This is a genomic window from Streptomyces alboflavus (assembly GCF_000716675.1).
Classification (GTDB): domain Bacteria; phylum Actinomycetota; class Actinomycetes; order Streptomycetales; family Streptomycetaceae; genus Streptomyces; species Streptomyces alboflavus.
The window spans coordinates 28,029-51,891 of sequence record NZ_JNXT01000060.1; the positions used below are offsets into that span (position 1 = coordinate 28,029).

Here is a 23,863-nt window from a genome sequence, read left to right on the forward strand (position 1 = left end):
CCAGGGTTTGGCAGGTGCCAGTGCAACAAAAAACCCCTCGTGCCGTGAGGCAAGCGAGGGGAGCGCGCCGGGTGCGGTCGCTGGGTGTCTCCGGTGTCCGGACCGGTGCGTCCCAGCTTCAGCCGACGCGCTTTCCAAGTACGAGAATTCGGGTGCGCATGGCTCTGACCCTCCCCCTGGCGCGCCACACCTGTCAAGTAGGTGGGATGGGCGTCTCATTATGTGAGCGACCGTAGGAGGGAGATCCGGCTGCGAGAGCCGCCCCCGCCGCGCCGAAGGGTGTGGTGGGACCGCCGAAGGGCGTCGGCGATTCGCCGTACGCCGCCGAGGCGGCCTTGAAGGCGGGCGCGCCCTCTCCGTAGACAGCGGGCTCGGAAGCGGGGCCGCCGCCCACACACACGGGCTCCACGGCGCCGTGCGGCACGGGGTACTCCCCCACCGTGAGCGCCCGGCGCAGCCGGTATTCGTCGAGCGGGCCCGAGAACGCCATGCCGTACCCGTGCGTGCAGCCCATCGCGCGCAGGGCGATGACCTGTTCGGGCAGGTCGACGCCCTCGGCGACGGAGCACAGGCCGAGGTCGCCCGCGATCCGGAGGAGGCCCGAGGTGATCTTGTGCAGCCGCGCGGACTCCACGACGCCCTCGACCAGACCACGGTCCAGTTTCAGTACGTCGACGGGGAGCCGGCGCAGTGCCGTGATCGCCGCGCTGCCGCTGCCGAAGCCGTCGAGGGCGATGCGCACGCCGAGGCGGCGCAGGGACGCAAGACGGCGCTCCAGGTCGTCCACGGACACCCGCGGGTCGCTGTCGGCCAGCTCGATGACGAGTCCGCCGGAGGGCAGGCCGTGCCGGGTGAGCAGCGCCTCGATGGAGCCGAGCGGCATGGAGCGGTCCACCAGGCGGCGGGCGCCGACCCGCACGCAGACGGGCACCGCGTGGCCCGTCCTGCCGCGCTCGGCGGCCTGCTCGACGGCTTCCTCCAGGAGCCAGCGGCCCAGCTCGGCGGCGCGGTCGTCGCCGTCGGCGGTGCGCAGGAACTCGGCGGGCGTGAAGAGGATGCCCTGGGCCGAGCGCCAGCGCGCCTGGGCCGCCACAGAGGTGACCCGGCCGGTCTCCAGGGACACCACGGGCTGGTGCAGGAGCACGAACTCGCCGTCGTGCAGGGCGCTGCGCAGCCGTGTGGCCAGCTCGGCCTTGCGGGCGACGTCGGCCTGCATCTGGGGTGCGTACAGTTCGACGCGGCCCTTGCCCGCCGCCTTCGCGCGGTACATCGCGAGGTCGGCGTTGCGCAGCAACTCGCCCGCGCCCACGCCCGGTTCGGCGAAGGCCACGCCGATGGACGCGGCGACCCGGACGTCGTTGCCGTCGATGTCGTAGGGCTGGGAGAGGCGGATTCTGAGGCGGTCGGCCAGCTCGAAGATGTGCCGCTCGCGGGCGGCCTGGTCGCGGGTTCCGTCGCCGACGATGAGGGCGGCGAACTCGTCCCCGCCGAGCCGGGACGCGGTGTCCGAGGCGCGGACGGCCTCCTGGAGCCGCTGGGCGGCCTGCACGAGCAGGGCGTCGCCCGCCTGGTGCCCGATGGTGTCGTTGACGGCCTTGAATCCGTCGAGGTCGATGAAGAGGACTGCGGTGCCCCGGTCGGTGACTCTGCGACCGCCGAGCGCGGAGGCGACTCGGCGGGTGAAGAGTGCCCGGTTGGGCAGGTCGGTGAGTGGATCGTGCTCGGCGTTGTGCTGCAACTGCGCCTGGAGGCGCACCCGTTCGGTGACGTCGCGGCTGTTGAAGATGAGGCCGCCGTGGTGGCGGTTGACGGTGGACTCGACGTTGAGCCAGTCGCCGCAGCCGGACTTGAAGCGGCATTCGATGCGGGTGGTGGGTTCCTCCACGGGGTTGGCGGCGAGGAAGCGGCGCACTTCGTGGACGACGCGGCCGAGGTCCTCGGGGTGGATGAGCGTGGCCAGTTCGGAGCCCACGAGGTCGTCGGCGTCGCGGCCGTAGACCCCGGCGGCGGCCGGGCTGACGTAGCGCAGGATGCCGCTGGGCGCGGCGATCATGATGACGTCGCTCGACCCCTGGACCAGGGACCTGAAGTGGTTCTCCTTCTGGGCCAGTTCCTGGGTGAGCGTGATGTTGTCGAGCAGCATGATGCCCTGGCGCACGACGAGTGCGAGGACGACCGTGCCCGCGGTGAACAGCACGACCTCGTCGACGCTGCGGCCGTTGAGGACGTTGTAGAGGATCCCCAGGGTGCAGACGGCCGCGGCCAGGTAGGGCGTGAGGGCGGCGAGCGATCCGGCGATGGGGCGGGTGGTGGCGTACCGCCCGCGGCCGTCGGGGCGCTCGCCGGGACGGTCCTCGCGGTCGTAGCGCTCGTCGTGCGCGCGGAGGCCGCGGCCGTCGGGGCAGCGGGTCCTGCTGTACGCCCGGTACGCCGCGCGCACCGGGCTCTCGCCGGCGCGGGCGGTCCCGAAGTGGCCGCGGCCGTGCCCGGAGGCCGCCCAGGGTGCGTAGGCGAGCAGGAGCGAACCGGCGAACCAGCCGGCGTCGAGCAGCTGGCCCGAGCGGTAACTGGCGTGCAGCATCGGCGAGGTGAACAGGGCGTCGCACATCACCGTGAGCGCGAGGGCGCCGATGGCGGTGTTCACGGCGGTGCGGTTCGCCGAGGATCGTCTGAAGTGCAGCGCGAGGACCATGCTGACGAGCGCGATGTCCAGGAGCGGATACGCGAGCGACAGCGCGGCGTGCGCGACGCTGGGGCCCTCGAACTGCGCGTTGTGCGCGAGGGCGAGGCTCCAGGAGAGCGTGAGCAGGGAGCCGCCGATGAGCCAGGCGTCGAGCGCGAGGCACACCCAACCGGCCTTCGTGACCGGCCGCTTGGCGAGCACGAGGAGCCCGATGATGGCGGGGGGCGCGAAGCACAGGAAGAACAGGTCCGCGTAGCCCGGGCTGGGCACGGGGCGCTCGAGGACGACCTCGTACCATCCCCAGACGCCGTTGCCGCAGGCCGCCATCGCCGAGGAGAGCGCGAACAGCAGCCAGGCGGGTCGAAAGCGGCTGCGGCGGGTGCGGGAGTACCGGAAGCAGGAGACGGCGGCGACGGCGGCGGCCGCGCTGAGCCCGAAGTCCCCCATGATGAGCGCGAGGCGGTCGGAGCCCCAGCCGAGCGCGGACCCGGTCGCGTATCCCCCGCAGACCAGCAGCAGGACGACCTGCGAGAGCAGTCCGGAGCCGGAGGCCGGGCGCCGGGTGAGCGGCGCTCCCGGCGGCGGCACGGGTGGCCCGATCCGGCCCTCCAGGACGGTCACGGAAGCCGACTGCCCGCTCACCGGTCCGCCCCGCTCCTCGCGGCGGCGCCCCGGCCTGGGGCGCCACGTCCACGGACCGGGCCAGGTGCGGGGCCGCGGCAGGGCGGGCTCGTGCGGGGCGGGCGGGTGCGCGCCGGCCGCGGGTGGCCGCAGGCCGGGCACGGGCCGCCGGAGCGGCACAGCGGTCGGTGACGCCGGGTGGCGTCCCGGCGTCTGCGGATCGGTGTGCGCGAGAGTCGTCGGCGGTGGTCCCGCCGCGTCGGATCGTTCGCCCATAGGCCGTACATCGCCCGTCGCCCCCCTCGCAGTCCTGTTGCCACGTCCCCGGCGCCGAACGGTTCACGGCGCATCCCCAGTCGGGACGATACACCAGTCTCGTCACTCAGGGACAGGGTTGCTCTACTCTCCGTGACTGCCAGCGTCAATGCGGACACGCGGCGCACGCGGGCGGGTGCGGAGCGTGCACGGAACGTTCCCTACCGCTTCCGCGCCCCTCGGCTACGCGGTCGTCAGGACGACGTTGGCGAGCGGCTCCCCGGCCGCGTACCGGTTCAACTGGCCGGAAAGGAGGCGCTTGGCGCGGGGCAGGAAGGCGGACGTCGGGCCGCCCACGTGCGGGCTGATGAGCACGCCGGGGGCCTGCCACAAGGGGTGACCGGGGGGCAGCGGCTCCGGGTCGGTGACGTCCAGGGCCGCGGTGAGGCGGCCGCTCTCCAGCTCGGCCAGGAGCGCCTTGGTGTCGACAACGGAGCCGCGGGCGACGTTCACCAGGAGCGCGCCGTCCTTCATGTGCGAGAGGAAATCGGCGTTCACCATTCCGCGCGTGGAGTCCGTGAGCGGCGTGGAAAGGATCACGACATCGGCTTCGGGCAGCAGTCGGGGCAGTTCGGAGAGCGGAAGCACGGGACCGCGCTCCGTGGCACGCTCGGAGCGCGCAACGCGCGCCACCCGCGCACACTCAAAGCCCGTGAGCCGGTCCTCGATCGCCGAACCGATCGCTCCGTAGCCCACGATGAGGACGGACTTGTCGGCGAGGGCCGGGTTGAACCCCTGTCGCCACTCCTGTACCCGCTGTCCCTCCACAAAACGCGGAATGCCCCGCAGGGAGGCGAGGGTCAGCGTCAGGGCGAGCTCGGCGGTGCTGGCTTCGTGGACCCCGCGCGCGTTGCACAACTGAACACCCGGAGCGAGCCGTTCGACGGCGGGCAGCACGTGGTCGACGCCCGCGGTCAGGGTCTGGACGACGCGCAGGGACGTCATCTCGGACAGCGGGCGCGCGCAGACCGCGGGGTCGATCATGTAGGGGACCCCGTAGAAGACGCAGTCGGCGGGGTCGGCGGGATAGTCGCCGCCGTCCCAGAATCGGTAGGTGAAGCCCTCGTCGTGAGGGGCGGGCAGGCCCTCGATCTCGGACGCCGCCACGGGCAGCCATACGTCGGTCGTCATGTCCAGGAGGCTAATGCGCACAGGCCGCACGCGGCGTGCGCGGGCGCAGAGGTTACGTTGGGGGCCGCCCGGACGAAGATCACCGGACAGGGGAGGGTACGGCCAGGTGGAGCGCAGGACGATCGGCGCGGGGGCGCTCGCGGTGGGCGCCGTCGGACTCGGCTGCATGCCGATGAGCTGGGCCTACACCGGCTCCCGACAGCGCGGTGACGCCTCGATGCGGACCGTGCACGCGGCGCTCGACGAGGGTTCGACGCTCCTCGACACCGCCGACATGTACGGTCCTTTCACCAATGAGCTGCTGATCGGCCGGGTGCTGAAGGAGCGGCGCGCGGAGGCCTTCGTGTCCACGAAGTGCGGGCTGCTCGTCGGCGAGCAGCACATCGTCGCCAACGGCCGCCCCGGCTATGTGAAGCGCGCCTGCGACGCGTCGCTGCGGCGGCTGCAGACGGACACCATCGACCTGTACCAGCTGCACCGCGCCGACCCCGAGGTGCCCGTCGAGGAGACCTGGGGCGCCATGGCCGAGCTGGTGTCGGCCGGGAAGGTGCGCGCGCTCGGGCTGTGTGCGGTGGGCGCGCGGGCCGGCCGTCGCGCGGGGGCCCGCACGGGTCTCCACGACGCCACGATCCGGCAGTTGGAGCGCGTCCAGCAGGTCTTCCCGGTGGCGGCGGTGCAGGCCGAGCTCTCGGTGTGGTCGCCGGAGGCACTGGTGGCGCTGCTGCCGTGGTGCGCCGCGCGGGGTGTGGGGCTGCTCGCGGCGATGCCGCTGGGCAACGGCTTCCTCACCGGCACGCTGACGCCGGGGCAGGGCTTCGAGCCGGACGACCTGCGGGCCCGGCATCCCCGGTTCACCGCCGAGATGATGGCGGCCAACCAGCCGCTGGTGGTGGGCCTGCGCCGGGTCGCCGAACGGCACGGCGCGACGCCCGCGCAGGTGGCCCTCGCGTGGGTGCTCGCGCAGGGACCGCAGGTGGTGCCGGTGCCCGGCGCCAAGCGGGAGCGGTGGGCGCGGGAGAACGCCGGGGCCGCGCAGGTGCAGCTCACGCCCGCGGACCTGGCGGAGCTTGCGGCACTGCCTCCGGCGCAGGGGTCGTGGGACTGACGGGGTCTGGGGCTGACGGGGTCCGGGACTGACGGCGTCCGGTACTGACGGGGTCGTGCGGTCGTGGGACCGACGCCCGGAAATGGCGCGCGGTGGATGGGAACCTGCGGGGCGGCTGCGGTGTATGAACAGTAGAAGCTCCGCGTCGAAGGGATCCTGACCGTGCTGAGTGCTCACCACCCCCGTCGTGCCGCCGCGACGGCCGTGCTTGCCGCCGCCGCGCTTCTCCTGGCGACCGGGTGCTCGTCGGACGACGACGGCCCTTCCGGCGACAAGAGCGCGGAGTCCGGCTCCGCCGACCCGGGCGCGTCGCCGTCGGGCGACGCCGCCGACGCGCCGCCCGAGAAGGGCGCGGCCGAGGTCACCAAGACCCTCGCCACGGGCCTGAAGTCCCCCTGGGGCCTGGCCCCGCTGCCGGACGGCGACCTCCTGGTGTCCTCGCGCGACGAGGGCACGATCACCCGGATCGACGGCGAGAGCGGGAAGAAGACCGAGGTCGGCTCGGTCCCCGGGGTCGCCGCCGCGGGCGAGGGCGGCCTGATGGGCCTCGCCCTCTCCCCGACGTACGCATCGGACCACCAGGTGTACGCGTACTTCACCACGGAGTCCGACAACCGCATCGCCCGCATGCTGTACGACGAGAAGAAGCCCTCCGGCCAGCAACTGGGCGCCCCCGACACGGTGTTCAAGGACATCCCGAAGGGCGTGATCCACAACGGCGGCCGGATCGCCTTCGGCCCGGACAAGATGTTGTACGCGGGCACGGGCGAGACCGGCGAGACGGATCTGGCGCAGGACAAGAAGTCCCTCGGCGGCAAGATCCTGCGCCTGACCCCGGACGGCGACCCGGCCCCGGGCAACCCCTTCGCCGACTCCCCCGTGTATTCGCTCGGCCACCGCAACGTCCAGGGCCTGGACTGGGACGAGGACAAGCGCCTGTGGGCCTCGGAGTTCGGCCAGGACACCTGGGACGAGCTGAACGAGATCAAGGCCGGCGACAACTACGGCTGGCCGGAGGTCGAGGGCAAGGACGACTCCGACGACGCCTTCCACGCGCCCGTCGCCCAGTGGAAGACGTCCGAGGCCTCGCCGAGCGGCGTTGCCTACGCGAAGGGCTCGGTGTGGATGGCGGGTCTGCGCGGCGAGCGGCTGTGGCGGATCCCGGTGCGGGGTGTGGCCGGCGAGCCGAAGACGGAGGCGTTCCTCACGGAGAAGTACGGACGGTTGCGCACGGTGGTCGCGGCGGGCGGCGACAAGCTGTGGCTGGTGACCAGTGAGACGGACTCCCGGGGGACGCTGGGGAAGGAGGACGACAAGATCCTGGAGGTGCGCGTGAAGTGAGGCACCGGTGAGGCGGCGGCCGACCAGGGAGGGGGCAGGCATCGGCGAGGGGCGGACGTCGGAGGGCCGGGCGTCAGACGTCGGCGAGGTGCGGGGCGGACGTCGGAGGGCCGGGCGTCAGACGTCGGCGAGGTGCGGGGCGGACGCCAGAGGGCCGGGCGTCAGACGTCCGTGAGGTGCGGGGCGAGCGTCGGGAAGGCCGGGCGTCAGGCCTCGGGCTCCTCCTCGGGACCCGCGCGGTCGGCGTCGTCGGTGTGGTCCGTGCGGCTCCCGGGACCCTGCTGCGGCACCCGCACCACCACCTTGCCGGAGGACAGGTCTATCGGGCCGCGGCCGGGATCGCCGTCGTCCACGTCGACCCGCGTCAGCTCCAGGCGTTTCTTCTCGTCGTCCGTGTGCTTGCGCCCCGGGGCGAAGAGTTGCTCGAACACGTTGAACACTGCGCCTCCAAGGCCGGACGGTGGTCCTGCCCTTCCCAGCGTAAGCGACGCCGCCGGAAACGAGCCGGGCCCCGCGCCCCGGACGGGGCGCGGGGAGCGGCGTGCCCCTAAGGGGCGCGCACCGCGGCGTCGGCCGACTGCGGCCCGTCGCCGGGGAAGAGCTGAAGACGGTGGGCCAGGGCGGCCGCCTCGCCGCGGCCCGCGACGCCGAGCTTGCCGAGGATGTTGGAGACGTGCACGCTCGCCGTCTTCGGGGAGATGAACAGCTCCTCGGCGATCTGGCGGTTGGTGCGGCCGGCGGTGACCAGGCGCAGCACGTCCCGTTCGCGGGAGGTCAGGCCGAGGGCGTCGGCCGGGTCCACGGGTCCGGCCGGGGGCGCGCCGGTGAGGGAGAGCCGGGTGCGCTGGGCGAGCCGGTCGACGCACTCGGCGAGGGGGCGGGCGCCCAGGTGCTCGGCGACGGCTCCGGCCTGGCGGAGGAGTTCGGCGGCGCGGTCCCGGTCGGCGTCACCGGCCCCGGCCCCACCTCCGGATCCCGCTCCGGGCGTGAGCAGCGCGGCGGCGAGCCGGTGCCGGACCCGGGCGAGGTCGTAGGGGCGCTCCAGCGGGCCGACGGCGGTGAGGACGGCCAGCCAGTCGTCGGGGGTGGCGCGGCCTTCGGCGCGCAGGAGTTCGGCGCGGACCCAGAGTTCGTACGCCTGCCAGACCGGGGCGGTCGTGGGCAGGGACTTGGCGGTGGTGCGGATGAGGTGGAGGGTGTCGGCGCGGCCGGGGGCGGCGATGGGCAGGCCCCGGGCGTCGGCCTCGGCGGTGGCGGCGGCGAGGAGCAGCGGCCAGCCGTAGCGCTGGGTCCCGGGCGGGAAGCCCTCGGCGAGGGCCCGGTCGAGTTCGGTGCGGGCGTCGAGGAGGCGGCCCTCGCCCGCGGCGACGCCGATGGCGACGCGGTGCAGCGGCAGGGAGTTCTGCGGCATCGGGTCGTGGGTGCCGAAGTGCTCGCGGGCCTGGGCGAGTTGGTGGGCGGCCTCGGCGATGTCGCCGCGGGCGAGGGCGAGGTGGGCCAGGCGCAGGCTGGCGCCGCCGCGCGGCTTGGCGCTCTGGCCCGCGCGGCGGGCCGCGTCGACGGCTTCCGTCCAGCGGCCGAGGGCGTAGAAGGCCTCGGACCGGTTGACCCACATCCAGGGCTCGGACTCCAGGAGGCCGTAGCGCTGGGCGAGGCGGATGCCCTCGTCGAGGAGTTCGGAGGCCTCGCGGGAGCGGCCGATGCCTTCGAGGACGGAGGGCAGGTTGATGAAGGTGCGGCCGATCGGTCCGGCGCTGCCGCCGGCGAGGACCTCCTCGCGCACCGCGAACATCTCGGCGACCCCGGCGTCGACGTCGCCCGCGTCGACCATCAGGCCACCGAGGGTGAGGCGTGCGGACAGCTCGATGTCGCGGGCGCCGACCATGCGGGCGTACTCCACGGCCTGTTCGGCGGCGGCGAAGGCCTCGGGGCCCGGCTCGTGGAGCATCGACCACCCGGCGACCATGGCGAGCACCTCGGCGTGCACGACCGACGGCGGCAGGCCGCGGACGAGGTCCTGCGCGGTGGCGAGTTCCTTCCAGCCGTCGCCGCGGGCGAGGGTCTGCACGAGCCGGGAGCGCTGCACCCAGAACCAGGCGGCGCGCAGCGCGTCGGGCTCGTCGTCGAGGCGCCGCAGGGCCCGCTTGGTGATCTTCAGGGCACGTTCGCGTTCGCCGCACAGGCGGCCCGCGACGGCGGCCTCGGCCATCAGGTCCAGAAAGCACAACGGGGTGGTCTCGGGGTCGCAGCCGCAGGGCGGGTAGACCTCGGTGTAGTCGACGGGGCGCAGTTGGACGCGGACGTCGTCGGGGACGGCGTCCCACAGTTCCATCGCCCGCTCCAGGAGCCGCAGTTGCTCGGCGTAGGCGTGTCTGCGGCGGGCCTCGACGGAGGCGTTGAGGACGGCGGGCAGGGCCTTGGCGGCGTCGTGGGCGCAGTACCAGTAGCTGGCGAGGCGGGTGGCGCGCTGGTCGGGGGCGACGAGCGCGGGGTCGGCCTCCAGGGCGGTGGCGAAGCGGCGGTTGATGCGGGAGCGCTCGCCGGGCAGCAGGTCGTCGCCGACGGCCTCGCGGACCAGGGAGTGCCGGAAGCGGTAGCCGTGGCCGTCGGGCGCGGGGATCAGGATGTTGGCGCCGACGGCGGCGCGCAGGGCGTCGATCAGGTCGTCCTCACCGAGGCCGCTGACCTCGGCGAGCAGGTCGTACTCGACGGTGGAGCCGCCCTCGGCGACGATCCGCGCCACCCGCTGGGCGTCCTCGGGCAGTTCCTCGACGCGCACGAGCAGCAGGTCGCGCAGCGATTCGGTGAGGGTGGCGCAGCTGCCGCCGTGGGAGGCGACGGCGAGTTCCTCGACGAAGAAGGCGTTGCCGTCGGAGCGCGCGAAGATGTCGTCGACCAGCTTCGGGGCGGGTGCGGCGCCGAGGATCCCGGCCATCTGGCGGCCGACCTCGTCGCGGGTGAAGCGGGCCACCTCGACGCGGCGGACCGTGCGCAGCCGGTCGAGTTCGGCGAGCAGGGGGCGCAGCGGGTGGCGGCGGTGGATGTCGTCGGCGCGGTAGGTGGCGAGGACGACGAGGCGGCCGCGGCGCAGCGTGCGGAAGAGGTACGACAGGAGGTGGCGGGTGGAGGCGTCGGCCCAGTGCAGGTCTTCGAGGACGAGGACGACCGTCTGCTCGGCGGCGAGGGCTTCGAGGAGGCGTGCGGTCAGCTCGAAGAGCCGGGCGGTGGCCTCCTCGCCGTTGCGCCCGTCGACGCCGCGCAGCGGGGTCGAGTCGCACAGCTCGGGCAGCAGCCGGGCCAGTTCCTCCTCCTGGCCCGTGGCCGCCGCGGCGAACTCGGCGGGCAGCATGCGGCGCAGGGTGCGCAGGGCGGTGGAGAAGGGGGCGAAGGGGAGCCCGTCGGCGCCGATCTCGACGCAGCCGCCGACGGCGACGATCGCGCCGCGCGCGCAGGCCACGGCCGCGAACTCCTCCAGGAGCCTGGTCTTGCCGACGCCCGCCTCACCGGCGAGCAGCAATGCCTGTGGCTCGCCCGCCGCCGGGTCGGCGGCGCGGGCGAGCGCGTCTTGCAGAGCGCCCAGTTCGTCGGTCCGGCCGACGAACACCGGGCTGACGGACCTGGTCTCCATGGCGGTGAGCATCGCACAGACCTGCGACTTCGTGGCAGGGCGTTTCCCGGTGGGCGAAACCGGGGCGGCCGTGGGCGGGGTGATCGGGGTGGCCCGGGCCGGGGCGTTCGGGGCGTTCGGGGTGTTCTGCGTGATCGGGGTGGCTCGGGTCGGGGTGAGGGAGGTGACTCGGGTCGGGGCGACGGATGTGGATCGGGTCGAGGTGAGGGATGTGACTCGGGTCGGGGTGGCGGGCGTGGAGCGGGGTGATGGGCCCGGGGTGGGGTTCACCCCGGGCTCCGGGTGCGGGGCGTGCACGCCCTGGCCCTTACGCGGCGCGGGTGAAGCGGTCCGTGAACCGTTCCGCTACGCGCCCGGGGCTCACCCGCCCCTCGGCCTTGTTGCCGCCTTGGCCCCGGCGTCCGGTGCGGGCCTTGCGGGCCTCCCGGACGAGGCGGTCGTGCTGGGCGACCTGGGCGAGTTCGGCGGTCCGCTGCTGGTGGAGTTCGTACTCGAACACGGTGTGCTCCCTGGCTTGTCGGTGGTGCTCAGTGGGTTTCGCCTTCGTTCTCGGCGATGACTCCACTTTCGTCTGCCAGGGGGGTGCGGCACATCGGGAGAGTGCCGCATGTTGGGGCGGGTGGGGGCCTTAGGGCAGGGGTGAGGGGGTCCTTAGGGCAGGTGAGGGCTTAGGTAGGGGGGCGGGAGGGGGGGCCTAGTGCCTAGGACGGGGTGTCGCCCTCGCGTCCTCAGCGGACGGGAAGGCGAGGCCAGAAGGGAGTTGGCAGCGCGCGGGCGAGCCGCGCGCCGCGTTGCCGGAAATGCGTGCGGGCATGCGTGCGGGCATGCGTGCGGGCCGATGGCCCCACCGCTCGCTGTCGGTGCGCTAGCTCGTCGACGGCAGTCCCAGGAGGAGGTTCGAGTACTTCGCGATCGCCAGCACCAGACCGATCGCGCCGAGCGCGACTCCGGCCCACGCCACCGACTTGATCCACGGCGCCTGGACGCGCCCCGGTTCGCCGAACGCGGGCCGCAGCAGCACACCGGCGCCGATCACCAGGGCCGCGAGCGCGAAGAGGCCGCCGACCAGCGCGGTGGTCTTCCAGGAGTCGCCGTAGACCTGCTCCACCTGCTGGGCCACGCTTGCGCCCTGCGAGGTCTTGAGCTGCCCCATCAGTGACTCGCGTGCGGACGCGACGGTGCCGAGCCAGCCGCCGGAGAGCCCGACCACGCCGAGGGCGGCGGCGACGACGGCACCGGCGCCCTGGCCGACCCCGGCGGACGAGGCGGCGGTGTCCCCCGCGGCGGCCTCGAACTCGTCGTCCAGGTCGTCCTCGTCGGCGTCGTCAGCAGCATCATCGGCGGCGGCGGGCTCCCCGTCCGCCACGGCGGCGTCAGCCACGGCGGCGTCGGCCTCAGCGGGCGCCTGGCCCGCCTTCTCGGCCCCGTCGGCCCCCTCGGCCTTCTTGAGGTCGACCTCGGTCTCCGCCCCGGCCTCAGAGGTGTCTGCGGACTCGTCAACTGCCTTGGTTCCCATGCCCCGCACCGTACGGACGCAGTATGAGAACTCCCTTACGGCGAAGGCCCGTTTATGAGAGCCCGCTTAACGCCGAGCGCGGCCGGCGCCCCGAGGGCCACGCCCCCGTACGACACCGGCGCACCCCGCCCTAGTCCCGGGCCTTGGCCGCTTCCCGCTCGGCCCGCGCCTCGCGCCACTCCGGCGCGAGGACCGACCACACCTCCATGTCGTGGCGGATCCCCTGCCAGGGGAAGCTCTCCCGCAGGACCCCGTCGCGCACGAAGCCGAGCCGCTTCGCCACACCCTTGCTGCGGTCGTTGCGGGAGGACACGAGCCACTCCACGCGGTGCATGCCGCGCTGGTCGACGGCCCAGTCGATGAGGACCCGGCACGCGTTGGTGATCAGCCCGCGCCCGGCCGCCGACGGCTCAAGCCACACGCCGACCTCGCAGGACTCGACGGCGGTGTCGAAGATCCGGAAGAGCACGCCGCCGACGAGCGTCCCGTCGAGCCAGATGCCGTAGAAGCGCCCGGTGTCGGCGGCCTGCCGCTCGGCGAAGTGCTGGAGGTGGGCCCGCGCCGACTCCATGTCCGTGACCTTGACGGTGAACGGGACCCAGGGCCCCGCGTACTCACGCGCCCGCTCCACATGGGCGAGCAGCTCCTCGGCCTGCCACGGCTCGATCGGCCGCAGCTCGGCCCCTTCGCCCACGGATATCGCGAACATCCCGCTCCTCACACGTGTCGGCACGCCCGCGCGCCCTACCGCGCGCCCCCGTGCCGCTCAGCCGTCACGTCCTCCAGCGTGAGCGGAGCATCCTCCGTCGCACACTGCCCGGGGATCGTCGCACGCACGCGCGATTCGGGCACCTCAATACTGATGCGGGGCAGCCAGCGGTCGAGGCGCTTGGGCAGCCACCAGTTGGCGCCGCCGAGCATGTGCATCAGGGCGGGCACCAGGAGCGTGCGCAGGACGAACGCGTCGAGCGCGACGGCCGCCGCGAGCGCGATGCCGAACATCGCGATCACCCGGTCCCCGCTGAGCACGAACGCCAGGAAGACCGAAATCATGATCACGGCCGCGGAGTTGATCACGCGGCTGGTCTCGGCGAGGCCCACCCGGACGGCGACGCGGTTGTCGCCGGTCTCCAGCCACTCCTCGTACATCCTGCTGACCAGGAACACCTGGTAGTCCATGGAGAGGCCGAAGAGAACCGAGACCATGATCACGGGCAGGAAGGGCTCGATCGGCCCGGCCCGGCCGAGGCCCATCAGCTCGCTCCCCCAGCCCCACTGGAACACCGCCACGACCACACCGAACGCCGCCGCCACCGCCGCCACGTTCATCACGGCGGCCTTGAGCGGGATGCCGACCGAGCGGAAGGCGAGCAGGAGCAGGACGCAGCCGAGGCCGATCACGACGCCCACGAACAGCGGGAGCTTGCCGACGATGATCTCCGCGAAGTCGTCGTACCCGGCCGTCACACCGCCGACGTGCACGTCGAGGGAGGTGTCGGTCTCGGCCTTGGGCAGCACGTCGGTGCGGAGCCGGTCGACGAGGTCGCTGGTCGCCTTGGACTGGGGCGCGGAGTCCGGCACGACGGTGAGGAAGGCCGCGCTGCCGCCGTCGTCGTACGTCACGGGGCTCACGGAGGCGACGCCCGGCGTGGACGTCAGGGTGGAGCCGAGGTTGTCGACGGCGAGCCGGTCGGCGGCGCCGTTGACCTCGGTGACGAGGGTGAGGGGGCCGTTCACGCCGGGGCCGAAGCCGTCGGCGAGGAGGTCGTAGGCCTGCCGGGTGGTGGCCGACGAGGGGTTGTTGCCCTGGTCGGACGTGCCCAGGTGGAGGGAGAGGGTGGGGATGGCGAGCAGCGCGATCACGGCCACGGCGACGCCGCCGAGCAGCTTGGGGTGGCGCTCCACGAACGCCGACCAGCGGGCGGCGAGCCCCGTCGGCACCTCGGGCTCGGGCCCGCGCTCGGCGAGCCTGCGCCGCTCGCGGCGGCTGAGGGCGCGGGGGCCGATGAAGGCGAGCAGCGCGGGGAGCAGCGTCACCGACGCGGCCACGGTCAGGATCACGGTGAGGGACGCGGCGATGGCGACGCCGTTGAGGAAGCTCAGGCGCAGGATCAGCATGCCGAGCAGGGCGATGCAGACGGTGGCGCCCGCGAAGACGACGGCGCGGCCGGTGGTGGCGACGGCCCGTTCGGCGGCCTCGGCGACGGGCAGGCCGCGTTTGAGGCCCTTGCGGTGCCTGGTCACGATGAACAGGGCGTAGTCGATGCCGACGCCGAGTCCGATGAGGGTGCCGAGCATCGGGGCGAAGTCGGCGACGGTCATGAAGTGGCCGAGCAGCACGATGCCCGCGTACGCCGTGCCGACGGAGACGACGGCCGTGGCGATGGGCAGCAGCGAGGCGGCCAGCGAGCCGAAGGCCAGGAAGAGCACGACGGCGGCGACCGCGACGCCGACGATCTCGGCGGTCTTGGCGCTCTTGGACTCGGTGAGGCCGATCGCGCCGCCGCCCAGCTCGATGTCGAGGCCTTCGCTCTCGGCGGCCTTGGCAGTGTCGACGACGGCCTGGGCGTCGGCCCGGTCGACCGAGTCGATCTGGTCACGGAAGGTGACGGTGGCGTACGCGGTGCGGCCGTCCGCGCTGATCTGGGCGGCGCCCCGGTCGGCGTACGGGCTGGTGACGGAGGCGACCCCGGGCAGCTCCGCGATGCTGTCGAGGGTCTCGGTCATCGTCTGCTCGACGGCGGCCGAGCGGACCTTCTGGTCGGCTCCGGTGTGCCAGACGACGGTGTCGCTGTCGCCGCCGAGGTCGGGGAAGCCCTCGCCGAGGAGCTTGGTGGCGCGGTCGGACTCGGTGCCGGGCACTTCGTAGTTGTTCGAGTACGCGGAGCCGACGGCGGCGGCAGCGGCGGCCGTGCCGCCGAGTGCGAGGAGCCAGAGCAGTACGGCGACTAGGCGGTGCCGGACGCACCACCGGGCGAGTGCTGCCACGAACGGGCTCCCTGAGTGATTCCTGGATCTTCAGCGGGAGCAGCCGGGAAGCGTCGGAGTGACCCGTAAAGAACACATGAGCGACATGAGCGGGGAAATGGATCATGATCATCGCTTATGCGGCGAGATGACCCATGCGCAGACACTCTGACAGTCCCCGGAGATCCTTAGTCCCTTTCGTGGCCTTACTCACAAGGGCACAAGGGGAATCCCAGAGGGCATCGAAACCCTCGAAGCCCGCTGGGACTCCCGGTGCACAGATCACCCCGAGACGCTGGCGCGACCGTTCTCGATGTGTCCCATCAGGCGCCGCCGGAAGCCCTTGTCGCCCTCGGCGGTGACCTCGATGTCGTACCAGCCGCGCTCGTCGCCCGTCTGCCAGGCGATGGTGCGGCTGCTTCCTGCCTTGATCCGGACCGTGCGGGTGCGCCGCCGGACGTCCGCTTCCTCCACGTATCCGAGCGGCTTGACCGTGAAGACGAGGCTCCCCTTGCCCCGGTTGGCCAGCGTCAGATGGATCTCGCGCCGGGTGATCGCCGAGGAGAGGGCGGCCGCGCCTTCCCTCTGTCCTACGAATTCGCGGCGGAATCCGTTCGGCCCGGTGACGGTGAAGTGATACGCGTCACTTTGCTCGGGCAGGATCCAGGAGCCGTCGTGGGACACGTCCTGGTGCTGCGGGATCGGGAACTCGCCCGCGTACGGGTACAGCGCGAAGTGCGCGGCGCGCCGGCCGCCGTTGCGCAGCCGCACCTTCAGGGCGCCGTCCTTGGTGCGCTTGAGGTCGGCGTCCGGCTGGTACGGCAGCGGGCGGGCGCGGCGGGCGCCGGGCTCCTGCACGGGCATGACCTGCTTCTCCGGCGGCTTCGGCTGCCAGCGGCCGGAGAACACCGGGATGGTGCCGGGCTGTTCGACCTCGGGCTGGCGGTGGCCGCGGTGGAAGTCGAAGGCGCTGGTGAGGTCGCCGACGACCTTCCGGCGCCAGGAGCCGATGTTGGGCTCGCGCACACCCGTCCACTTCTCCAGGAAGCGCACGACGGAGGTGTGGTCGAAGACCTCGGAGCAGACGTAGCCGCCGACGGTCCACGGCGACACGACGAGCATCGGCACCCGCGCCCCGAGCCCGGTCGGCCGCCCCTGCCAGCGCTCCGCCTGCTCCTCGGCGGAGTCCCCGCCCGGCACGGGCGGCGGCACGTGGTCGAAGAAGCCGTCGTTCTCGTCGTAGTTGATGAAGACAGCGGTGCGCCGCCACACCTCGGGGTGCGAGGCGAGCGCGTCCAGGACCTTGTAGACGATGGTGGCGCTGTGCACCGGCGAGGACACCGAGGGGTGCTCGGAGTCCAGGGCGGACGGCACCAGGTAGTTGACCCTGGCCAGCTTGCCGCGCGCCACGTCCTTGGCGAACCGGTCGGCCAGCGTGCCGGTGGGCACCCGCCTGAGCCCCCGCTCGAACAGCGACCGCTCCCGCTTGCTGAGCGTCTTGACACCCTCGTCGAGCGCGGCGAGCAGCTTGCCCCGCTCCACCTCGTCCTTGGCGTCGCGGACCTTCGCGTAGAACGCCTCCATGAAGGTGTCGCCGGTCTTGGCGAGGACCTTGCGCGCGATGGCCTTGAAGGTGGTGAAGAACTCGATCTGGTTGTCGGTGAAGTTCTCCCACTCGGTGTACGTCTGCCAGCTGATCCCGGCCTTCTCCAGGCGCTCCGCGTACGTCCCCCAGTCGTAGCCGGGGTGCGTGCCCTCGGCGTACGCGTCGTTCTCGACGGCGCGCTTGCCGTTCGCCTCGAAGCCCGTCTTGCCGCTCCACAGGTGGTTGCGGTTGGGGCTGGTGGAGGTGTGGATGGAGGAGTGGTAGGCGTCGCAGACGGTGAAGGTGTCGGCGAGTTCGTAGTGCAGCGGGATGTCCTCGCGCGTGTAGTACGCCATCGTGGCCGCGGTCTTCGCGGTGATCCAGCCGTCCATCCAGCCGTCGTGCCAGGCCTTGGCGCCGCCGCTCCAGGAGTGGTCGAGGGCGCCGATGTACTGCAGGTCCTGTCGCTGCGCGGCCGCGGCCTCGCGGACGGGGAAGGGAAGCACCGAGCGCAGTGGTCCCGGCTGCTCGAACACGCTCTTGCCGCCGGGCAGTTGGATCGCGTTGCGGTCGGAGAAGCCGCGCACACCGCGCAGCGTCCCGAAGTAGTGGTCGAAGGAGCGGTTCTCCTGCATCAGGATCACCACGTGCTCGATGGCGCCGAGCCCGCCCTTCGGCGGCTCCTTGGCGAGCGCCTGCTGCAACGACGGGGGCAGGAACGACCCCACGGCGGCGGCACCGAGCGCCCCGCCTCCCACTGCCATCAGCCGTCTGCGCGAAATCTCCGCGGTCACGCTCAACCTCCCGGTCAACGCCCAATGGTTCAGGACCGATCCATTGCATGCGCTCGCCGGGGACGCTAGTGACACCTGGTTGCTCAGGGAAGACGCGGGACGGAAGTAATGGTGAACGTCCCCGGCCACCGGGCCGCGCCCGCGGCGGGCACGGCCCGGCCGACCGCTCCGAGGAGCCGTCGGGGCCCGCCCGGACCTAGCTGACCGAAAGGTGGTTCAGATACACGTACTTGCCGCCCGCGCCCATGTTGAGGTCGGTGTCGTAGCGCTGCCACGGCTTCTGCGGCTCGGCCCCGGAGTCGTCACTGAGCAGTACGTCGAGGGACTGGATCGGCGAACCGGCGTCCGGGTCGCGTGTGTAGGCCGCGTAGATGTACTTGCCGCCCGCGCCCTTGTTGAGGTCCAAGGGGATCTTGATGTAGGTCGGCGGGACCTCCTGGCTCGGGTCGAGCAGGAAGATGATGTTCGTGAGCGGCAGGTGCGAGCCGCTCAGTTCGTACGCGAAGTACAGATAGGCGCCGCCGGCCCCGGCGTTCAGGTCCTTGTTGATCTTCACCCAGCCTTCGGGGGTGGGCTGGTCGCCTTCCAGGACGGTCAGAGCGGTCACGGCCACGTGGATCACTTCCTTCGGTTGACCCGGGTGAGCAAGGAGGGCCGACGGTAGGTGCGTGGCACAGGGATGCGCAGGCGCGCCAACCGGCCAGGGAACGGCAACGGGCCAACCTTGCGGAACGCCTGCTGACCTCGTCCTTCTGCCGTCGGCTCGGCGGCGGGACCGACGACGGGACCCCGGCCCAGGCACGCCCCCGTGGCCGGTGCCGGTCGATGCGTCTCCAGAGGGGCGCGAGTGAGCAGCAGTTGGCAGGGACAAGTCGCTTGGGCAACTGATCCCGGCAAGGGCTGGTTCTGGCACTGGCCATCACCAGCGCGAAGGGGCGCCGCACCGTGTGGTGCGGCGCCCCTCGTGCGGGCGGGAGGATCGCGAAGGGCTAGCCCTCGACGCCCAGCTGCTCCAGGATCAGCTCCTTGACGCGGGCCGCGTCGGCCTGCCCCCGGGTGGCCTTCATGACCGCGCCGACCAGGGCGCCGACCGCCGCCACCTTGCCGCCGCGGATCTTGTCCGCGATGGCCGGGTTGCCGGCGATGGCCTCCTCGACGGCCGCGTTGAGCGCGCCCTCGTCCGAGACGACCTTCAGGCCGCGCTTGTCGACGACCTCGTCGGGCGTGCCCTCGCCCTTGAGGACGCCGTCAATGACCTGACGGGCCAGCTTGTCGTTCAGCTCACCGGCGGTGACGAGCGCGGAGACCCGCGCCACGTGCTCCGGGGTGATCGGCAGCGAACCGAGGTCCACGCCCTGCTCGTTGGCGTTGCGGGCCAGCTCGCCCATCCACCACTTGCGGGCGGAGACGGCGTCCGCGCCCGCGTTGATCGTGGCGACGATCGGGCCGATGGCACCGGCGTTGAGGATCGACTGCATGTCGTGGGCGGACACGCCCCACTCCTCGCGCAGCCGGTTGCGCTGGGCGAGCGGCAGCTCGGGCAGGGTGGCGCGCAGGGCCTCGACCCACTCGCGGGACGGGGCGACCGGCACCAGGTCCGGCTCCGGGAAGTAGCGGTAGTCCTCCGCCTCTTCCTTCACCCGGCCCGACGTGGTCGAACCGTCGTCCTCGTGGAAGTGCCGGGTCTCCTGGATGATCGTCCCGCCCGCGCCGAGGACGGCGGCGTGGCGCTGGATCTCGAAGCGGGCGGCCCGCTCCACGGAGCGCAGCGAGTTGACGTTCTTCGTCTCGGAGCGGGTGCCGAACTTCTCCTGTCCGTGCGGGCGCAGCGAGAGGTTCACGTCGCAGCGCATCTGGCCCTGCTCCATGCGGGCCTCGGAGACGCCGAGGGCCTTGATGAGCTCACGCAGCTCGGCGACGTACGCCTTGGCGACCTCGGGGGCGCGCTCCCCGGCACCGACGATCGGCTTGGTGACGATCTCGATGAGCGGGATGCCCGCGCGGTTGTAGTCGAGCAGCGAGTGCGAGGCGCCGTGGATGCGGCCGGTCGCGCCGCCGACGTGCGTCGACTTGCCGGTGTCCTCCTCCATGTGGGCGCGCTCGATCTCCACGCGGAAGACCTCGCCGTCCTCCAGCTGGACGTCCAGATAGCCGTTGAAGGCGATCGGCTCGTCGTACTGGGAGGTCTGGAAGTTCTTCGGCATGTCCGGATAGAAGTAGTTCTTCCGGGCGAAGCGGCACCACTCGGCGATCTCGCAGTGCAGCGCGAGGCCGATCTTGATGGCGGACTCCACGCCGATCTCGTTGACGACCGGCAGCGCGCCGGGCAGGCCGAGACAGGTGGGGCAGGTCTGCGTGTTGGCGTCCTGCTTCAGCTCCGTGGAGCAGCCGCAGAACATCTTGGTCTTCGTGCCGAGCTCGACATGGACCTCAAGGCCCATGACCGGGTCGTACGTCGCGAGCGCGTCCTCGTACGACACCAGCTCGGGGGTGGTCGTGGCAGTCACGGTGTTGGAACTTCCCTCTCAGCCGAGCAGAACGTCGTCGTCGCCGATGCGCTTCAGCTCGCGCACCAGGATGGCGATGCCCGTGACGATGGCGGCGGCGGAGACGACCGCGTCGACGAGCTTGAGCGTGTCGTGCTCGGCGCGGGCCTTCTTGACCTGCTTGAGCGTGCCGAGCGCGCCGAACGCGGTGGTGCCGATGGACAGATACGTGCCGGTCTTGGACTTCTTGAAGCCCTTGGCCTTGGAGAGTGTCTTACTGCTCACAGCGACGGTGCCTCCTCAAGCAGCGGGTGGCCCCACTTTTCCACGAAGGCGGCCTCTACGGCCGCGCCCACCTTGTAAAGGCGGTCGTCCTTCAGGGCAGGGGCGATGATCTGCAGTCCGACCGGCAGGCCGTCCTCCGGCGCCAGGCCGCAGGGCAGCGACATGGCGGCGTTGCCCGCCAGGTTGGTCGGGATGGTGCACAGGTCGGCCAGGTACATCGCCATCGGGTCGTCGGCGCGCTCGCCGATCGGGAAGGCGGTGGTGGGCGTGGTCGGCGAGACGATCACGTCGACCTGCTCGAAGGCCTTCTCGAAGTCGCGCGTGATGAGCGTGCGGACCTTCTGGGCGCTGCCGTAGTACGCGTCGTAGTAGCCGGAGCTGAGGGCGTACGTACCGAGCATCACGCGGCGCTTGACCTCGTCGCCGAAGCCGGCCTCGCGGGTGAGCGCGGTGACGTCCTCGGCGGAGCGGGTGCCGTCGTCGCCGACGCGCAGGCCGTAGCGCATGGCGTCGAAGCGGGCCAGGTTCGAGGAGCACTCGGACGGCGCGATCAGGTAGTACGCCGACAGGCCCAGGTCGAAGGACGGGCAGTCCAGCTCCACGACCTCGGCGCCGAGCTCCTTGAGCAGCTCCACCGACTCGTCGAAGCGCTGCATCACGCCGGCCTGGTAGTGCTCGCCGCGGAACTGCTTCACGACGCCGACGCGCATGCCCTGGACCGAGCCGTTGCGGGCGGCCTCGACGACCGCGGGGACCGGGGCGTCGATGGACGTGGAGTCCATCGGGTCGTGCCCGGCGATGACCTCGTGCAGGAGGGCCGCGTCCAGGACCGTGCGGGCGCAGGGGCCGCCCTGGTCCAGGGAGGACGAGAACGCCACCATGCCGTAGCGGGAGACGCCGCCGTAGGTCGGCTTGACGCCGACCGTGCCGGTGACGGCCGCGGGCTGGCGGATGGAGCCGCCGGTGTCGGTGCCGATGGCGAGCGGGGCCTCGTACGCCGCGAGGGACGCGGAGGAGCCGCCGCCGGAGCCGCCGGGGATGCGGGTGAGGTCCCACGGGTTGCCCGTCGGGCCGTACGCGCTGTTCTCCGTCGAGGACCCCATGGCGAACTCGTCCATGTTGGTCTTGCCGAGGATGACGACGTCGGCGGCCTTGAGGCGCTTGGTGACCGTCGCGTCGTAGGGCGGGATCCAGCCTTCGAGGATCTTGGAGCCGACCGTGGTCGGCACGCCCTCGGTGGTGAAGATGTCCTTGAGCGCGAGCGGGACACCGGCGAGCGGGCCGAGCTTCTCGCCCCGCGCGCGCTTGGCGTCCACGGCGCGGGCCTGCGCGAGCGCGCCCTCGCGGTCGACGTGCAGGAAGGCGTGCACCTTCTCGTCGACGGCCTCGATGCGGGCCAGGTGGGCCTCGGTGACCTCGACCGCGGTGAGCACGCCGGAGGCGATGTTCTCGGCGATCTCGGCAGCGGTGAGCTTGATGATGTGGTTCTGGTCCGTCATGACTTCTTAGTCCTCCCCCAGGATCTGCGGCACCTTGAAACGCTGCTGCTCCTGTGCCGGGGCTCCGGAGAGCGCCTGCTCGGGGGTGAGCGACGGACGGACCTCGTCCGCGCGCATGACGTTCGTCAGCGGCAGCGGGTGGGAGGTCGGCGGTACGTCTTGGTCGGCGACCTCCGAGACGCGTGCGACCGCGCCGATGATGTCGTCGAGCTGTCCGGCGAAGTGGTCGAGCTCCTCGGCCTTCAGCTCCAGACGTGCAAGGCGGGCGAGGTGGGCGACCTCCTCGCGCGTGATGCCAGGCATGCAGCGATCCTCAGGGGTGAGTGTGATGGTTTCGCCCCCAATCCTATGGGGCTGGCCGTGCTGCCCGCGCCCGAGTTCCCTCCGGGGCCGCGCGCGGGGTCCCGGCGGGGTGCGTGCGGGGGGCTTGTGCGGTGCTTGTGCGGTGCTTGTGCGGTGCCGCGGCTCCGTCGTTGCGCCACCCGGCGCACTGTTCCCCCGCTCCCCCGGTGAGCCGCCGGTGAGCTGCCCGGACGGGGCGCGCGGCGGGGCCGACCATGCGTGCATGGGACTGCGTCAGACCGGCAGGGCACTAAGGGATCGGGCTCTCACGGGGCTGCGCGCCACCGGGGGCGGACGGGGCCTCGCCCTCGCGGCGCCCCTCGGCGGCGCGCTGCTCCTCACGGCTTCGCTCATCGCCTGGTGGTACGTCGTGACGGACCCGGCGTACACGGGGGCGCGCAGCCCGGCCGACCTGAGCGTGTACCTGGACGCGGCGGACGCGCCGGACCGGGGCCTGTACGCGGGCAAATACGGGATCCACGGGCTGCCGTACCTGTATCCGCCGTTCGCCCTGCTGCCGTTCCGTGCCTTCGCGGGCGCGGATCTGACGGTGGCGGTGCGGGTCCTCGCGGGGGTCTCGGTCGTGGCGATGGTGCTGGTCGCGTGGGCGGCGGTGCGGGTCGCGCGCGGGGCGCGGGCGGCGACGGGGTCCGGAGGGCGGGCGGGGAGCCGGTGGGCGGCCGGTGCGGTCACCGCCGGATGCGCGTGCGCCGTAGCCGGGGCCGCGCTGTGGACCGAGCCGGTGCTGCAGAACCTGGACTTCGGGCAGGTGAACCTCGTCCTCATGGCGCTGGTCGTCATGGACCTCGCGACGTCCGACCGGCGGCTGTGGAAGGGGCTCGGCGTCGGCGTCGCGGCGGGCCTGAAGCTGACGCCGGGCCTGTTCATCGTGTACCTCCTGCTCACCCGGCGGTTCCGGGCGGCGGGCCTGGCGACGGCGGCGTTCGCGGGAACCGTGCTCGCGGGCTGGATCGCGCTGCCGGAAGCGTCGGCGGACTTCTGGGGCGGGGCGCTCGCGGGCAGCCCCGGCGGCCGCGACTATCTGGCCAACCAGTCCCTGAACGGCGTCTTCGTCCGGCTCGGCTTCGGTGGCGACGGGGTCGGCGGGCCGGTGTGGGGCGCGGTGTGCGGGCTGCTCGTGGTGGCCGGGCTCGCCGCGGCGGCGGTGGCGTCGCGGCGGGGCCGGGAACTGGTGGCGATCTGCGTCGTCGGGGCGCTGACGCTGCTGTGCTCGCCGCTGTCGTGGACCCACCACTGGGTGTGGATCGTCCCGGCCCTGGTCCTCGCGGCCGACGCGGCGGCCCGGCGGGCCACGGCCCGCGCCTGGCTGTGGGTGGCTGGCCTGTTCACGCTGTTCGCGGCGTGGCCGATCCGCATCGACGGCTTCGGCACCTGGGACCCGACCCGGCCGCTGCTGCCCTACGGACTCCTCTGGTACACGCCCCACTGGCACCGCGAGCAGGACTGGGACCCGTTCCACTTCCTGTCGGGCAACTTCTATGTGTGGGTCGGTCTTGGGTTCGTGGTGTGGGCGGTGTGGGTGTTCGGGGGGTGGGGGGATTCGG

General features: G+C 72.4%; 17 protein-coding genes. 3 read left to right on the plus strand and 14 right to left on the minus strand.

Translation table 11 applies throughout. From position 1 onward, the window contains the following. Positions 1–193 precede the first annotated feature (193 nt). The gene (locus tag OO63_RS33675; RefSeq protein WP_030358979.1) at positions 194–3,325 is read right to left on the minus strand and encodes a putative bifunctional diguanylate cyclase/phosphodiesterase; all 3,132 of its coding nucleotides are present in this window, start codon (positions 3,323–3,325) and stop codon (positions 194–196) included. A gap of 477 nt (positions 3,326–3,802) precedes the next feature. Further along, positions 3,803–4,750, minus strand: a complete 948-nt coding sequence (locus OO63_RS33680) for a 2-hydroxyacid dehydrogenase (RefSeq protein WP_030358978.1) — start codon at positions 4,748–4,750, stop codon at positions 3,803–3,805. 106 nt (positions 4,751–4,856) lie between these two features. On the opposite strand from OO63_RS33680, the gene OO63_RS33685 reads away from it, so the two are divergent. Together OO63_RS33685 and OO63_RS33690 are read left to right on the plus strand one after the other, a co-directional pair. Next, complete coding sequence (locus OO63_RS33685) at positions 4,857–5,855, plus strand: aldo/keto reductase (protein WP_030358977.1); 999 nt, start codon at positions 4,857–4,859, stop codon at positions 5,853–5,855. A gap of 162 nt (positions 5,856–6,017) precedes the next feature. Further along, positions 6,018–7,196: a PQQ-dependent sugar dehydrogenase gene (locus OO63_RS33690; protein ID WP_234311198.1), complete on the plus strand. Its 1,179-nt coding sequence runs from the start codon at positions 6,018–6,020 to the stop codon at positions 7,194–7,196. A gap of 206 nt (positions 7,197–7,402) precedes the next feature. Here OO63_RS33690 and OO63_RS33695 read toward each other — a convergent pair whose 3' ends face one another. The 12 genes from OO63_RS33695 to gatC all read right to left on the minus strand — a co-directional run bounded on the left by OO63_RS33695 (position 7,403) and on the right by gatC (position 22,259). Then, positions 7,403–7,636, minus strand: coding sequence for a DUF6191 domain-containing protein (locus OO63_RS33695; protein ID WP_033264711.1), 234 nt, complete (start codon positions 7,634–7,636; stop codon positions 7,403–7,405). A gap of 107 nt (positions 7,637–7,743) precedes the next feature. Further along, positions 7,744–10,836, minus strand: a complete 3,093-nt coding sequence (locus OO63_RS33700) for a helix-turn-helix transcriptional regulator (RefSeq protein ID WP_033264712.1) — start codon at positions 10,834–10,836, stop codon at positions 7,744–7,746. A gap of 295 nt (positions 10,837–11,131) precedes the next feature. Further along, entirely contained in the window at positions 11,132–11,323 is a 192-nt protein-coding gene (locus OO63_RS33705; protein WP_030358974.1) for a hypothetical protein, read from the minus strand. A gap of 366 nt (positions 11,324–11,689) precedes the next feature. Beyond that, a complete protein-coding gene (locus tag OO63_RS33710) occupies positions 11,690–12,340 on the minus strand; it encodes a hypothetical protein (protein WP_030358973.1) in 651 nt (216 codons plus the stop codon). Between the two features lie 130 nt (positions 12,341–12,470). Further along, positions 12,471–13,049, minus strand: a complete 579-nt coding sequence (locus OO63_RS33715; protein WP_030358972.1) for a GNAT family N-acetyltransferase — start codon at positions 13,047–13,049, stop codon at positions 12,471–12,473. 35 nt (positions 13,050–13,084) lie between these two features. Then, on the minus strand, positions 13,085–15,328 hold the full coding sequence (locus tag OO63_RS33720) for an MMPL family transporter (RefSeq protein WP_030358971.1): 2,244 nt from the start codon (positions 15,326–15,328) through the stop codon (positions 13,085–13,087). Between the two features lie 261 nt (positions 15,329–15,589). Then, positions 15,590–17,686, minus strand: coding sequence for a phosphocholine-specific phospholipase C (locus OO63_RS33725; protein ID WP_030358970.1), 2,097 nt, complete (start codon positions 17,684–17,686; stop codon positions 15,590–15,592). A 196-nt stretch (positions 17,687–17,882) separates the two neighbouring features. After that, positions 17,883–18,299, minus strand: coding sequence for a hypothetical protein (locus tag OO63_RS33730; RefSeq protein WP_030358969.1), 417 nt, complete (start codon positions 18,297–18,299; stop codon positions 17,883–17,885). A 376-nt stretch (positions 18,300–18,675) separates the two neighbouring features. Then, positions 18,676–20,193, minus strand: a complete 1,518-nt coding sequence (gatB, locus tag OO63_RS33735; RefSeq protein ID WP_030358968.1) for an Asp-tRNA(Asn)/Glu-tRNA(Gln) amidotransferase subunit GatB — start codon at positions 20,191–20,193, stop codon at positions 18,676–18,678. A gap of 18 nt (positions 20,194–20,211) precedes the next feature. Continuing rightward, positions 20,212–20,457 (minus strand): hypothetical protein, encoded by a 246-nt coding sequence (locus OO63_RS33740; protein WP_030358967.1) that lies wholly within the window; start codon positions 20,455–20,457, stop codon positions 20,212–20,214. Then, positions 20,454–21,956: an Asp-tRNA(Asn)/Glu-tRNA(Gln) amidotransferase subunit GatA gene (gatA, locus tag OO63_RS33745; protein ID WP_030358966.1), complete on the minus strand. Its 1,503-nt coding sequence runs from the start codon at positions 21,954–21,956 to the stop codon at positions 20,454–20,456. The genes OO63_RS33740 and gatA overlap by 4 nt, the downstream gene beginning before the upstream one ends. Before the next feature lie 6 nt (positions 21,957–21,962). Beyond that, on the minus strand, positions 21,963–22,259 hold the full coding sequence (gene gatC / locus OO63_RS33750; RefSeq protein ID WP_010984178.1) for an Asp-tRNA(Asn)/Glu-tRNA(Gln) amidotransferase subunit GatC: 297 nt from the start codon (positions 22,257–22,259) through the stop codon (positions 21,963–21,965). A gap of 409 nt (positions 22,260–22,668) precedes the next feature. On the opposite strand from gatC, the gene OO63_RS42590 reads away from it, so the two are divergent. Next, positions 22,669–23,863, plus strand: a 1,195-nt coding sequence (locus tag OO63_RS42590) for a glycosyltransferase 87 family protein (RefSeq protein WP_169786650.1), incomplete at its 3' end; no start/stop codon positions are given.

Bases quoted from the DNA above. Each gene is read 5' to 3' on its own strand.
- OO63_RS33680 (WP_030358978.1), bottom strand. From the start codon at position 4,750: ATGACGACCGACGTATGGCTGCCCGTGGCGGCGTCCGAGATCGAGGGC.
- OO63_RS33700 (WP_033264712.1), bottom strand. From the start codon at position 10,836: ATGCTCACCGCCATGGAGACCAGGTCCGTCAGCCCGGTGTTCGTCGGC.
- OO63_RS33710 (WP_030358973.1), bottom strand. From the start codon at position 12,340: ATGGGAACCAAGGCAGTTGACGAGTCCGCAGACACCTCTGAGGCCGGG.
- OO63_RS33715 (WP_030358972.1), bottom strand. From the start codon at position 13,049: ATGTTCGCGATATCCGTGGGCGAAGGGGCCGAGCTGCGGCCGATCGAG.
- gatA (WP_030358966.1), bottom strand. From the start codon at position 21,956: ATGACGGACCAGAACCACATCATCAAGCTCACCGCTGCCGAGATCGCC.
- gatC (WP_010984178.1), bottom strand. From the start codon at position 22,259: ATGCCTGGCATCACGCGCGAGGAGGTCGCCCACCTCGCCCGCCTTGCA.